A 12,921-nucleotide genomic window follows, 5' to 3' on the forward strand; every position below is an offset into this window, starting at 1 on the left:
TGACCCCCTGCTTGTAAGGCAGGTGCTCTCCCAGCTGAGCTATGCGCCCATAAGATGAATAAAATGGTGACTCCTAGGGGAATCGAACCCCTGTTACCACCGTGAAAGGGTGGTGTCTTAACCGCTTGACCAAGGAGCCATATTAAGTTTTGTTTATTTAAAATGGAGCTGGCAATAGGAATCGAACCTACAACCTGCTGATTACAAGTCAGCTGCTCTACCGTTGAGCCATGCCAGCATATATAGATTAATTTTTATAATGGTGGGCACAACAGGGTTCGAACCTGTGACCCCCTGCTTGTAAGGCAGGTGCTCTCCCAGCTGAGCTATGCGCCCATTATAAAGTGAAACTTTTCAAGTGAAGTTGTACTTCAGCTGAATTTAGTTAAACTTATACCCTCAAGGGGTATCTCATCTAGTGTTGTGCAGTTCTTAGCTACCATCTAAGATGGGAGGTTAGAAATGCTAGACATCAGATAAATGGTGGAGGAAGATGGATTCGAACCATCGAAACTAACGTAACAGATTTACAGTCTGCCCCCTTTGGCCACTCGGGAATTCCTCCAAAATTAGTTGTTTAAAAATATTGCTTTATCTCAATCAACAATGATTAGTATATCTGCAAAAAGCTTTTATTTCAACTCTCACATCACTCATTTTATCCACATTAGGTCTTAATTACTCTTAATTACTACAAAATACTCTCGTTTAACATAATAATCTTAATTATTTTTTATTATTACATTCTTTTTCATAAGCACCTCTTTATTAGTAATAATTTCCACAAGTTATTTTTTTATACTATCTTTCTTCTATTCCTCATATATATATTTTATAAAGGAGGTATCTATCCTTGATTAAACCAGATATTAATCTTAATTCTACATTCTCTTATAATCTAACACTAGAAATCAAAAATTATATTACCAAAAACACTGTAATAGTTTGCATTGGCACTGATAAATGCATTGGAGATTGCTTAGGCCCTCTAGTTGGATCTATATTAACAGAAAACTTTTTTCCCTTACCTGTTTATGGGACTTTATCATCTCCAATTCATGCTTTGAATATCGATGAACGTTTAGATGAAATATATTCTAATCATCCTAATGCATCTATAATTGGTGTTGATGCTTGTTTGGGAGATGCTAAAGATATTGGAGAAATTCGTATAAGAGACTATGCAATACACCCTGGTAAAGGAGTTGGGAAAGAACTTCCTGAGGTTGGAGTTGCATCAATTATAGGTATCGTCGATTCAAGTGATAACTCCGAATTCTTTTTTTCACGTAGTATTAGGCTTTCTTTTATTATGAATATGGCTAAAATTATATCTCGAGTATTTATTGAATCTTATAATTTAAATCGTGGAGAATTTCCTATGCTTTAGTCTTTAAAACACATTCAAAAAAATAAATAACAGTCAAAATATGCTTTGACTGCTATTTATTTTATTATTCTATAAAAATTATTTGTTGTGAATTTGTATTACTGTCCAACTTATCTATATAATCAAGCATTTTGCCAGTTCCCTTAACAACACATTCAACAGAATCCTCAGCAACCATAGTTGCTACCCCTGTCTTAAATTCTATAAGCTTATCTAACCCATGTATTAATCCTCCTCCACCCGTCATTAATATTCCTCTTTCTATTATATCTGAAGCTAACTCAGGTGGTGTTTTTTCTAATACTCTCTTTACTGTTTCAACTATAATTTCTACAGGTTCTTTTATTGCATTTCTTATTTCTTCTGTTGTAATTTCTACTTCATCTGGTAATCCTGTTACAAGATTTCTGCCCTTCATCATACATGCTAGGTTCCTCGAATTTTTAAATGCAGAACCAATATTTATTTTTAAATCCTCAGCCGTTTTTTCACCTATCATTAACTTATATTCATTTCGTACATATTTTATTATAGCATCATCAAATTTGTCTCCAGCCATTTTTGTTGATTCTCTCACTACTACTCCACCTAATGAAATAACTGCAATATCACAAGTTCCACCACCAATGTCTACTACCATACATCCATTTGGTTTAGTAATATCCAAACCGGCTCCAATAGCTGCTGCTAATGGTTCCTCGATTAAATGAACTATCTTAGCTCCTGAGTTCATAGCTGCATCAATAACAGCTCTTTTTTCAACTTCTGTAGCTTGAGATGGTACACAAATAATCACTTTAGGTGCTCTAATGCTTCGCTTCCCACATGCTTTCTTTATAAATTCTTTTAACATCTTTTGTGTTATATCATAATCTGAAATAACTCCATCTCTTAATGGTCTTACTGAAATTATATTTCCTGGGGTTCTTCCTATCATTTTTCTTGCTTCTTCCCCTATAGCCAACAATTTATTATTATTTTTATTTATAGCTACAACAGAAGGCTCTTTTAATATCATCCCTTTACCTTTCACATAAACTAGTACAGTTGCTGTTCCTAGGTCAATTGCAAGGTCTGTCCCGGTTCTCCAAAAGCACATCTCTTATTCACTCCTATAATACATATTAATACCTATGTTTACATAATTCTACCAATACTATATTATAGTCTTAATCTTATTAAGATTCAATGATTTTATATTTCATTTGAGTAGCTTTTCCACCTCGAATGTGTCTCTCTGCCTTATTTAGTTCTAAAATTGAATGAGTTTCTTCTGCAATTTCAGGATTAATTTTTAAAAGTCTCTCTGTCATATCTTTATGAATTGTGCTTTTACTAACTCCAAAAACTTTAGCTGTTTTTCTTATTGTAGACTTTGAATCTATAATATACCTTGCAACATCTAAAACTCTTTCCTCAATATAATCTTTCAAAATACCACTTCCTTGACTTTATCTTTTACTGATTTCTTACATCACGAAATTTTTTATTTAAATTTTTTTATTAGTCACTCATTTTAACTAAAATGAATGACTAATATTTATTTTTCATAATGTTTTACTTAGATTTTAATGTAAAATACTTTTCTGGGTTAACTTGTTCACCCTTAGCATCAATTACTTGTAAATTTAAAAATTCTCCAAATACTTCTTTACTGAATACCTTCGCAGTGTCTCCAACTTTAGCAATAACTTGATTTGCTTTAACCTTATCACCTTTTTTTACCAATACATTTGCATCAAGATTTCCATATCTTGTTTTTAATCCATTAGTATGTTTAATTTCTACAACTACTCCCTCTTCAACTCCTGAATTTTCTACAAGTTCTACTACTCCTTCTGCTGGTGCCTTAATTTCAGTTCCTATTTCCGCTTGTAAATTTACACCTCTAATAGTTCTAAAAATACCTTCTTCCATCTTTACTGGTGCAGGATAAGTATATTTTCTACTTTCAACACCATCTATAGGATTGGAAAAGCTGACTGTAGTAGTTGTGGATACTGTTGTAGACTTTCCTGTCTTTGTTTTATCAATATTGTTTTTATCAGTAGCCGTAGCATTTTCTACTCTCTCAGCATTTGGAATTTCATTGATCGTTTTTTCCTCATTGCTAGAGTTCAATGTTAAGTCTTTATTTATATCTTCTGTCTTATTAACTTCATTTTTATTACTGATCATTTTATAAGAAATAGTTCCAACAGTAACTATCATGCAAAGACAAAGGAATAAAGCGATATAAAATCCCTCCTTCCTAACTAAATTTCTAAGTTTTTCTTTTAAATTTTTGTTCAATATGAACACCTCCTATTGTTATAATTCCCTTTTTATGAAAAATAATACACAGATATATTTTTTTATTACATATTTTTTATAACCTAAAATTTATAACTTCTATTTAAATATTGTTAGTTTAGATTATATCCTTTTTAAAATTCTCTAAACAAAAAGATAGAAGCAATATCTATTTTTAGTTACCTAAAAACAGATATTGCTTCTATTTGCGTATCTTATTAATTAACGATTGACAATTAATGTTGAAAATCACAAGTTTTCTTTATATTAAAAGTTCTTGATTGCATTTCGTGCCTTTTTCATAGATACATACTTTTTTAAGGTGCAATGTTCTTGGTTATGCTTCGCGCTTTTTTCTAAGGTGAAATGATCGTGGTTGTGCCATCGCACCTTTTCTAAGGTGAAATAATTGTGGTTGTGCTATCGCACCTTTTCTAAGGTGTATATTTTATTTCTTGAATTTCAACCCCACTATAATAATGTTTAAGAATCTCATCATATGTCGATCCACTTTTAGCCATAACATTTGCTCCCCATTGACTCATTCCAACGCCATGCCCATATCCTGTACAATTTATTTTAATCATATCTTTTTCAAAATCAAATTTGAAATTTGTTGAATTTAAATTAAATAATCCTCTAAATTCTGTCCCTTTTATCCTCTCATTTCCTATTTTAATTTCTTTTACACTTCCAGCTTCAGTATAACTTTCTATTTTAATGAGTGACGCTAAATCACCTTTTTTTACATTCGCAGTTGTATATTTTGTATTAATTTTATTTATGAATTCATTTATAGGAATTTCTAAAGTTGTTTTATATTTAGGTGCAATTTCTTCACCTTTACTTTCTTCGGATTTCAAATATGGTACATTCATTGAAAATACATCCTTTGCATCTTCAGTTTTACCTGAACTCGTCGCAAAAAATTGTGGATATTCTAGCACTGAATCTTCATAAGTAAGAATTTGTCCTTTTGTATCTAAAACTGCCTTTTGTATTTTATTCCAGTTACTTTCTGCTTCACTACTACTCCATTTAGCTATTCGTTCTTCCTTACTCATATATACTTGACAATTAGTTGTATCACAAATTTCAGCACCTTTATTTTTTGAATCTTTGTCTGGATTATTCCTTTTACTCATATAAAATGTCCTTGCAGCTATTGCTTGAGCTTTTAAAGCTTCTTCATTAAAACTTGCAGGAACCTCACTCGCTACCACTCCCATTATATATTCTTCTAAATCTAACTCCTCCACAATATCTTTTTCTTTATGATAAAGCTTAACTTTGCCGTTAATAGGAAATGTTATTTCTGAACTCTTAACTATATTTTCATTATTCAAATTAAATACATTAATGCCCTCTTTACCTACTCTTAAAAAAATCAACGGTAATATTATTAATATAGTAAAAATAATTAAAGTCATAATAGCAATCATTTTTAGGCTACTATTAATTTTTATATTTGTAGTTTTGATATTAATTATCCTCATTATTCGCCCTCCTAAAACATGCACTATAAAGTATATGTTTTAGTATTATTATTATGATAATTATGTTAACTATAAAAAATAATATGTTACAATTCGAATTAGAAATAATAAAAAAGAAGCTATCCAAAATAAGACAGTTTCCTTTTATAATATTTATACTTATATATTTATTCTATAAATTTCTGCTCCTAAATTTCTAAATTTGTTTTCAATATCAACATATCCTCTATCAATATGATAAATATCACTTATTTCAGTTTGACCTACTGCTATTAATCCACTTAGTATCATTGCTGCTCCAGCTCTTAGATCCGTTGCCTTAACTTCACATCCTGTAAATTTTGGCACGCCTTCAATTATAGCAGTTCTACCATCAATTTTTATATTAGCACCCATTCTATTGAGTTCAACAACATGCATAAATCTATTTTCAAAAACTGTTTCTGTAATAACACTAACGCCCTCAACTATAGACAATAAACTCATCATTTGAGCTTGCATATCAGTTGGAAAACCTGGATACGGAAGTGTCTTTATATCTAATGATTTCTTAGGACCTCTTCCATCTACTATTATAGAATCATTCTTATAATCACTAAAAGTAATTCCACATTCCTTTAATTTCTCTATTACAGGCCTTAAATGTTCTTCATTTACTCCATTAATTTTTATCTTACTATTTGTAATAGCTGCAGCTATCATAAATGTTCCTGCCTCTATCCTGTCATATATAGGAGTATAATTTATTCCTTTTAAGTTTTTTACTCCATCTATTGTTATTTTGCCAAGCCCTGCCCCTTTTATCTTAGCACCCATTTTATTTAAAAATCGTGCTAAATCCCAGATTTCTGGTTCTTCTGCTGCATTTTCTATTATTGTTGTACCTTCTGCAAAAACTGATGCCATCATAATGTTTTCTGTTGCACCAACCGAAGGAAAATCTAAGTATATTCTACTTCCAATCATCCTTTTTGCTTTTACTTCTACAAAACCATGACCCATTATAACATCAGCTCCAAGCAGCTTAAATCCTTTAAGATGTAAATCTATTGGTCTACTACCTATATTGCATCCACCTGGTAATGATAATTTACAATACCCAAATCGAGCAAGCATAGGTCCCATAATTAAAAATGATGCTCTCATTTTTCGCATAAGCTCTGCATTAGCATCCATTTCTACTATGTTCTTTGTATTTATCGTCAATTTATTATTCAAATTTGAAATATCAACATCACAATTTAATTCACTTAATAACTTACATATAACCTCTACATCTTCTAATCTAGGCGCATTATCTATGACTATAGGTTCCGGACACAATATAGTTGCTGCAATTATAGGTAAAATTGCATTTTTCGCGCAGCTTATATCAACCTCACCCGTAAGTTCTTTTACACCTTTAACTACTATTTTCTCCATATTATCCTCCATATTTAATTGTTAGGCATCTGAAAAATAATTATCCAAAATACGATGTATATTTTGTATTAGACAAAGAAGTGGATTTTGTTCATAGCAAGCTATTAGTAAAATTTACTTACACAGTATTACACAAAATAGACAGGCATGTTAGAAACTTTTTGAAGATGCTTTAGTATGTTGTAAATATTATTGGTGTGCTAATTATTATATGTGCCCCAGTATTATACTTAATAAGTGCAAAATTAATTTTATCCCCATTACTTAAATATCCTGTTCCTGTAAAACCATTATTAATGTTTAATAAATTTGTTTTTTGTATATTATTTTCATTAGCTAATCTATCTAAGGAATAATTATTATCAATCTCTTTTTGTCTACCCTCATAATAAAAAAAGTATTGTGCATTTTCCGATTTTCGATTTTCTAATTTTTGAATTATTCTTTTTAATTTTGCTGTTGTATATTGAGAATTTTTATTTATTAATGTGATTTCAACATAAGTATATTTATCTTCGCACCACATTTTTATATTAGTATAAAAATCATTATTAAAGATTTCAAATTGATTTTTATTAATTTCTTTGTAGCTATCATTTATATCATTAGTTAAATATTCTTTTATCCTATTACTTTCTTTTTCGATATTATCTCTTGTTTTGTATTGAAGCTTTACGCCGTTTTCTTGAAATTCACTTATATTTGTTATATTGGTTTCTAAAACACTAAATGAATTTTTACCATTAGTTACTTCATTAGAAATAGCTCCTATATTAAAAAAAGATAATAATATAAAAATTACTATACTGATTTTTATATTCATAGTAATCCCCCCTAATTTATCTTTTTTAATTATGACCATTCCTTTCATTTTTTATTCTCTTTATATCGAAGTATATATATATAATATAAATTTATTAAAATTTTGTGATAGATTGTCAACATGTAGAATAAAAATAGCTCCAAAAAATAAAGTGTACCTCTTTATATAGATTTTCTATATAAAGAGGTACACTTTAAATTATACTTATTTATTAGATTTTTTTAATATTAATCTTTGCTTAGCTCTAAGGAATGCTGATTCTGCTCTATCTTTATTATACTTATCAGCTTCTTGGAGTCTTTTCTTTGCCCTTTTCATTGCCTCTTCTGCTCTTTCTTCATCAATATTCTCTTCAAATTCAGCTGCACCACTGCATATTGTCATTGTATTTTTATTAATATGCACAATTGATGTTGAAATAAATAATTGATCTTCAATTCCTTTTGAATCTTTAAATTTCGCAATACAAGGTACAGTATTTGTTATCATATTTTCATGATTTGCTAATACTTCAAAGTCTCCATCGGCATTTTTTAAAAATACTTTTTCAACTTCTCCATTATAAACCTCACGATTAGGTGTAGTAATTATTAGTAAAAAGGTATTCGCCATTATTGCTCATCCCCTTATCCTAAACTTTTTGCTTTTTCTATAACATCGTCTATAGATCCTGCAAATAAGAATGCTGATTCTGGTAAATCATCATATTTACCTTCAAGAATTTCTTTAAATCCCCTTATAGTTTCTTTTACTGTAACATACTTACCTTTCATTCCAGTAAATTGTTCAGCAACTGTAAATGATTGAGATAAAAATCTTTGTATTCTTCTTGCTCTAGCTACAACTGCCTTATCTTCATCTCCTAATTCATCTACACCTAAGATAGCTATGATATCTTGCAATTCTTTATATTTTTCAAGAACATGCTTAACATCTGATGCTACTTTATAGTGTTCTTCACCAACTATTCTTGGATCTAATATTCTTGATGTAGATTCTAGTGGATCTACCGCAGGATATATACCAAGTTCAGCTATACTTCTAGATAAAACCGTTGTCGCATCTAGATGTGAAAATGTTGTTGCTGGTGCTGGGTCTGTTAAGTCATCAGCAGGAACATATACAGCTTGAACTGATGTAATAGAACCATTAACTGTTGATGTAATTCTTTCTTGTAGTGCTCCCATTTCAGTTGCTAGCGTTGGTTGGTATCCAACTGCTGAAGGTGTTCTTCCAAGTAACGCTGAAACTTCTGACCCTGCTTGAGTATATCTAAATATGTTATCTATGAATAATAACACATCTTGACCTTTATCTCTAAAGTATTCTGCCATAGTTAAACCAGTTAATGCAACTCTCATTCTAGCACCTGGTGGTTCATTCATTTGTCCAAAGACCAATGCGGTTTTACTAATAACTCCTGACTCCATCATTTCATGATATAAATCATTACCTTCTCTTGATCTTTCACCAACTCCAGTAAATACTGATAACCCACCATGTTCCTTAGCTATATTATTTATTAATTCTTGGATTAAAACTGTTTTACCAACTCCAGCTCCCCCAAATAGACCTATCTTACCACCTTTTTGATATGGTGCAAGTAAGTCTACAACCTTAATTCCTGTTTCAAACATTTCTGGCTCAACTGTTTGATCTTTAAAGCTAGGAGCTGGTCTGTGAATTGGATATTTTTCCTTTATATTAACTGCTCCGCAATTATCAATAGGCTCTCCTAAAACATTAAATAATCTTCCTAATACTTCTTCACCTACTGGAACAGTAATAGGACTTCCAGTATCAGTAGCATCCATACCTCTTTTTAAACCTTCTGTAGCTGACATAGCAATTGTTCTTACTATATCATCTCCAACATGTTGCTCAACTTCTGCAACTAATTCATAATCTCCCATATTAATACTAATTGCGTTATATAAATCTGGAAGAGAATCTGAATCAAACTTTATATCTATTACCGGTCCAATTACTTGAACTACTTTTCCTATCTTTCCAGGCATAAGATACCTCCTTACTATTTTTGAGCTGCTGCTCCTCCAACAATTTCACTTATTTCTTGTGTAATAGCACCTTGTCTAATTCTATTAAATTTAAGTTTTAGATTAGACAATAAATCATTTGCATTTTTTGTAGCTCCATCCATAGCTGTCATTCTTGAACTTTGCTCACTACATTTAGAACTTAATAAAATACCTCTGATCTTTCCCTTTAGATAAATATTAAGAGCATCTTCTAATACCATTCCTAAATTTGGCTCAATAACACATTTATTTATTTTGCCTTCAAGTTTCTCTATAGGTAAAATTCTATCTACTTTTACTATTTGTTTAACTGGTGATACAAAATTAGAATACACAATGTTTACTTCTGAAACTTCCCCATTGATATACATTTGAAGAGCTTTGTCAAATATAACTTTTGCCTCTCTTACTGTTGGTAAATCTGAAATATCAACATATTCTCCTACAGTATCAAGTTGAGCTCTTCTAACATAACCAATTCCTCTGCTTCCAACTACAATAATTTTTGCACTACTTTTTTTATTTCCAATTAAAGTTTCTAAGTAAGATACTACATTACCATTGAATCCACCACATAATCCTGAATCTGATGTCATTACTATATATAATTTATTTTCACTTTTATTTCCGTCAAAATAAATATTGGCACCCTCTTCTGAAGCAGTTGTTGCAAGATTTCTTACGATTGGTTCGGTTGATTCAATAAATTTATTATTTACTAATAATTCTTTTCTAGATTTTCTCAACTTAGAAGTGGCAACAAGCCCCATGGCATTTGTAATTTTTTTTGTATTTTCTACCGACTTAATTCTTTTTTTAATTTCAAGAAGTCCAGCTGCGCCCATGATTTCCACCTCCTAAAGAAGGGCATAGCTTAAATTTAAGCTATGCTTCTTGTAAAAATACCTTTTTGAACTCAACTATTGCTTCCTCTAACATAGATTTTATTTCATCTGTTAAAGTTTTTCCTGTAATAATTGATTTTTCAATTTCTCTATAGTGAGTATCCATATATTCTAAGAATTCTTTTTCGAATCTTCTTATGTCACTAACCTTAATGTCTGATAAGAAATCATTAACTGCAGCATATAATATTGCAATTTGCTTTCCAACTTCCATTGGGCTATATTGATCTTGCTTTAATACTTCAACTAATCTCTTACCTTTTTCAAGTCTTCTACTAGAATCATTATCTAAATCAGATCCAAATTGAGAAAAGGCTTCTAGTTCTCTGTATTGTGCAAGTTCTAGTCTTAATGTACCACTAACTTGTTTCATTGCTTTAATTTGTGCATTACCACCAACTCTTGATACTGATATACCTGCATTTACGGCTGGTCTTTGTCCTGAATAGAATAAATCAGATTCTAAGAATATTTGACCATCTGTAATTGATATAACATTAGTTGGTATATATGCTGTTACATCACCAGCTTGTGTTTCTATAATAGGAAGCGCTGTTAATGATCCACCACCTAATTCTTTAGATAATTTAGCTGCTCTTTCAAGTAATCTTGAATGAATATAGAAAACATCTCCTGGATAAGCTTCTCTACCTGGTGGCCTCTTAAGCAATAATGACATTGCTCTGTACGCTACTGCATGTTTAGAAAGATCATCGTATATAATTAATACATCCTTTCCCTTATGCATGAAATATTCCCCTATACTACATCCAGCATATGGAGCAAGATATTGTAATGGTGCAGATTCTGCTGCTGTAGAACTTACTATGATACTATAATCCATAGCTCCCATTTCAGTTAAAGTATTCACTATATGAGCAACTGTAGATTGTTTTTGACCGATAGCTACATATATGCAGATAACATCTTTACCTTTTTGGTTTATGATAGTATCTGTACCTATTGCTGTTTTACCAGTTTGTCTATCTCCTATTATAAGTTCTCTTTGACCTCTACCAATTGGAATCATCGAGTCAATTGCTTTAATTCCTGTTTGTAATGGTTCATTAACTGAACTTCTATCTATTATACTAGGAGCATGAATTTCAATAGGTCTAGTTTCAGATGTAATTATTGGTCCTTTACCATCTATAGGCATTCCTAATGCGTTAACGACCCTACCAATTAATCCTTCACCAACTGGAACTTCAACTATTTTACCTGTTCCTTTAACTATATCGCCTTCTTTTATTCCTTTTTCATCTCCTAAAAGAACACAACCAACGTTATCTTGTTCAAGGTTCAAAGCCATTCCATATACATCATTAGGGAACTCTAACAATTCCCCACCCATGCAATTATCTAATCCATAAACTCTTGCAACACCATCTCCAACTTGGATTATAGTACCAGAATCTACTGTTTGAATTTGTTTTTCATATTTTTCTATTTCTTTTTTTATAATAGAAGTTATTTCTTCTGGTTTAATATTCATGGATTCACCTCTATTCCTTCTTAAGCATTAATTCTTTCATTTCTTCTATCTTTGATTTAATAGTATCATCGATAACATCATTTCCAACACTTACATAAACTCCACCCAAAACGGTTTTATCTATTTCTGTATCAAAGATAATAGTCTTATCATACTTCTCTTCAAAGATAACCTTTAACTTTTCTAATTCTTCTGGTAAAAGTGGTATAGCAGTTTTAATTATACCCTTTATTATATTTTTCCTTTCCAGATCTATCTTTTCCATCTGGTCTAGTTTTTCTTTTAAGTAAAGTATCCTGTTCTTCTCAATTAATATAATCATGAAAGAAAGTAATTCTTCATCGATTTTCCCTTTAAATACATCAATAAAAAGTTGTTTCTTTTTTGTTGTATTAATTTGTGGATGTTTAATTACTTCATGAAAATCTTGATTATTATCAATTAAATCACATATTTCTCTTAAATCTCTTAAATATTCATCAACTTTGCCCTTTTTTTCAGCAACTTCATAAATAGCTAAAGCATATCGTCTATCTAAATATTCATACATATTATATACCTACCTTAGCAATAAAATCGCCTATAAGTTTTCTATGCGTATCTTCATCAATTTTTTGTTCTAAAGCTTTAATTGAAAGTTCTAATGCTAAATCTACAGCTTGCTTTTTGATTTCATATTCAGCTTTTTCTTTTTCTCTTTCAATTTCTAACATAGCTCTTTCTTTTATTGAACTTGCTTCGGCCTTGGCATTGTCAATGATTTCTTCATAAACTTTATCGCCTTTTTGTTTTTGTCTTTCAGTAATCTTTTTACCTTCTTCTTTAGCAGACTGTAATATACTTTCATTTTTAAGCAAATACATTCTAGCCTTTTCAGAATCTTCATCTGCCTTAGTTAACTTTTCATCTACATATTTTTGTCTTTCTGCAATTATTCCTTTTAGTTTATCCCAAAAAAAATATTTCATAATTAGAATTAAAACAGCAAAGTTAATCCAAGTCATTATCGTTGTTGAATATTCCATTTCCATATTTTACCTATATCCTCCCTTCGGAGTC

Annotated in this window: 13 protein-coding genes and 4 tRNA genes; 1 reads left to right on the forward strand and 16 read right to left on the reverse strand. The window is 30.6% G+C overall.

The window, feature by feature from the left end; all coding sequences use genetic code 11:
• Positions 1-64: 64 nt before the first annotated feature.
• From LLF98_RS09820 to LLF98_RS09835, 4 genes are all read right to left on the reverse strand, one after another.
• A tRNA-Glu gene (locus tag LLF98_RS09820) sits at positions 65-139 on the reverse strand.
• A gap of 24 nt (positions 140-163) precedes the next feature.
• Positions 164-238, reverse strand: a tRNA-Thr gene (locus LLF98_RS09825).
• A 22-nt stretch (positions 239-260) separates the two neighbouring features.
• Positions 261-336: transfer RNA gene (locus LLF98_RS09830), tRNA-Val, on the reverse strand.
• Between the two features lie 145 nt (positions 337-481).
• A tRNA-Tyr gene (locus LLF98_RS09835) sits at positions 482-565 on the reverse strand.
• A 288-nt stretch (positions 566-853) separates the two neighbouring features.
• Between LLF98_RS09835 and yyaC the strand changes: the two genes are divergently transcribed.
• Complete coding sequence (gene yyaC, locus LLF98_RS09840; protein ID WP_291703056.1) at positions 854-1,390, forward strand: spore protease YyaC; 537 nt, start codon at positions 854-856, stop codon at positions 1,388-1,390.
• A gap of 64 nt (positions 1,391-1,454) precedes the next feature.
• Here yyaC and LLF98_RS09845 read toward each other — a convergent pair whose 3' ends face one another.
• The 12 genes from LLF98_RS09845 to LLF98_RS09900 all read right to left on the reverse strand — a co-directional run bounded on the left by LLF98_RS09845 (position 1,455) and on the right by LLF98_RS09900 (position 12,893).
• Positions 1,455-2,489, reverse strand: coding sequence for a rod shape-determining protein (locus LLF98_RS09845; protein ID WP_291703057.1), 1,035 nt, complete (start codon positions 2,487-2,489; stop codon positions 1,455-1,457).
• A gap of 79 nt (positions 2,490-2,568) precedes the next feature.
• The gene (gene spoIIID / locus LLF98_RS09850; protein ID WP_158339071.1) at positions 2,569-2,823 is read right to left on the reverse strand and encodes a sporulation transcriptional regulator SpoIIID; all 255 of its coding nucleotides are present in this window, start codon (positions 2,821-2,823) and stop codon (positions 2,569-2,571) included.
• Positions 2,824-2,947: 124 nt separating this feature from the next.
• Positions 2,948-3,682: a M23 family metallopeptidase gene (locus LLF98_RS09855; RefSeq protein ID WP_291703060.1), complete on the reverse strand. Its 735-nt coding sequence runs from the start codon at positions 3,680-3,682 to the stop codon at positions 2,948-2,950.
• A 434-nt stretch (positions 3,683-4,116) separates the two neighbouring features.
• Positions 4,117-5,178 (reverse strand): stage II sporulation protein D, encoded by a 1,062-nt coding sequence (spoIID, locus tag LLF98_RS09860; RefSeq protein ID WP_291703062.1) that lies wholly within the window; start codon positions 5,176-5,178, stop codon positions 4,117-4,119.
• A 159-nt stretch (positions 5,179-5,337) separates the two neighbouring features.
• Entirely contained in the window at positions 5,338-6,600 is a 1,263-nt protein-coding gene (murA, locus tag LLF98_RS09865) for a UDP-N-acetylglucosamine 1-carboxyvinyltransferase (RefSeq protein WP_291703064.1), read from the reverse strand.
• Positions 6,601-6,772: 172 nt separating this feature from the next.
• Positions 6,773-7,423 carry a hypothetical protein gene (locus tag LLF98_RS09870; RefSeq protein WP_291703066.1) on the reverse strand — a complete coding sequence of 217 codons (651 nt, stop codon included), beginning with the start codon at positions 7,421-7,423 and terminating at the stop codon, positions 6,773-6,775.
• Positions 7,424-7,627: 204 nt separating this feature from the next.
• Positions 7,628-8,035 carry an ATP synthase F1 subunit epsilon gene (gene atpC / locus LLF98_RS09875; protein WP_291703067.1) on the reverse strand — a complete coding sequence of 136 codons (408 nt, stop codon included), beginning with the start codon at positions 8,033-8,035 and terminating at the stop codon, positions 7,628-7,630.
• Positions 8,036-8,049: 14 nt separating this feature from the next.
• Positions 8,050-9,441: a F0F1 ATP synthase subunit beta gene (gene atpD, locus LLF98_RS09880; protein ID WP_291703068.1), complete on the reverse strand. Its 1,392-nt coding sequence runs from the start codon at positions 9,439-9,441 to the stop codon at positions 8,050-8,052.
• A gap of 14 nt (positions 9,442-9,455) precedes the next feature.
• A complete protein-coding gene (gene atpG / locus LLF98_RS09885) occupies positions 9,456-10,307 on the reverse strand; it encodes an ATP synthase F1 subunit gamma (protein WP_291703069.1) in 852 nt (283 codons plus the stop codon).
• A 40-nt stretch (positions 10,308-10,347) separates the two neighbouring features.
• Positions 10,348-11,862: a F0F1 ATP synthase subunit alpha gene (atpA, locus tag LLF98_RS09890; RefSeq protein WP_291703070.1), complete on the reverse strand. Its 1,515-nt coding sequence runs from the start codon at positions 11,860-11,862 to the stop codon at positions 10,348-10,350.
• Positions 11,863-11,872: 10 nt separating this feature from the next.
• Complete coding sequence (locus LLF98_RS09895; RefSeq protein WP_291703072.1) at positions 11,873-12,412, reverse strand: F0F1 ATP synthase subunit delta; 540 nt, start codon at positions 12,410-12,412, stop codon at positions 11,873-11,875.
• A gap of 1 nt (position 12,413) precedes the next feature.
• Positions 12,414-12,893: a F0F1 ATP synthase subunit B gene (locus LLF98_RS09900; RefSeq protein WP_291703075.1), complete on the reverse strand. Its 480-nt coding sequence runs from the start codon at positions 12,891-12,893 to the stop codon at positions 12,414-12,416.
• Positions 12,894-12,921 lie beyond the last annotated feature (28 nt).

It is taken from the genome of Clostridium sp., assembly GCF_021372645.1.
Lineage (GTDB): Bacteria > Bacillota > Clostridia > Clostridiales > Clostridiaceae > Clostridium.

What these genes read in the sequence shown, in the direction of transcription:
- atpA (WP_291703070.1), bottom strand. Translation starts at nt 11,862, where the DNA reads ATGAATATTAAACCAGAAGAAATAACTTCTATTATAAAAAAAGAAATA.
- atpG (WP_291703069.1), bottom strand. Translation starts at nt 10,307, where the DNA reads ATGGGCGCAGCTGGACTTCTTGAAATTAAAAAAAGAATTAAGTCGGTA.
- LLF98_RS09895 (WP_291703072.1), bottom strand. Translation starts at nt 12,412, where the DNA reads ATGTATGAATATTTAGATAGACGATATGCTTTAGCTATTTATGAAGTT.
- murA (WP_291703064.1), bottom strand. Translation starts at nt 6,600, where the DNA reads ATGGAGAAAATAGTAGTTAAAGGTGTAAAAGAACTTACGGGTGAGGTT.
- LLF98_RS09870 (WP_291703066.1), bottom strand. Translation starts at nt 7,423, where the DNA reads ATGAATATAAAAATCAGTATAGTAATTTTTATATTATTATCTTTTTTT.
- LLF98_RS09845 (WP_291703057.1), bottom strand. Translation starts at nt 2,489, where the DNA reads ATGTGCTTTTGGAGAACCGGGACAGACCTTGCAATTGACCTAGGAACA.
- spoIID (WP_291703062.1), bottom strand. Translation starts at nt 5,178, where the DNA reads ATGAGGATAATTAATATCAAAACTACAAATATAAAAATTAATAGTAGC.
- atpC (WP_291703067.1), bottom strand. Translation starts at nt 8,035, where the DNA reads ATGGCGAATACCTTTTTACTAATAATTACTACACCTAATCGTGAGGTT.
- LLF98_RS09900 (WP_291703075.1), bottom strand. Translation starts at nt 12,893, where the DNA reads ATGGAAATGGAATATTCAACAACGATAATGACTTGGATTAACTTTGCT.
- atpD (WP_291703068.1), bottom strand. Translation starts at nt 9,441, where the DNA reads ATGCCTGGAAAGATAGGAAAAGTAGTTCAAGTAATTGGACCGGTAATA.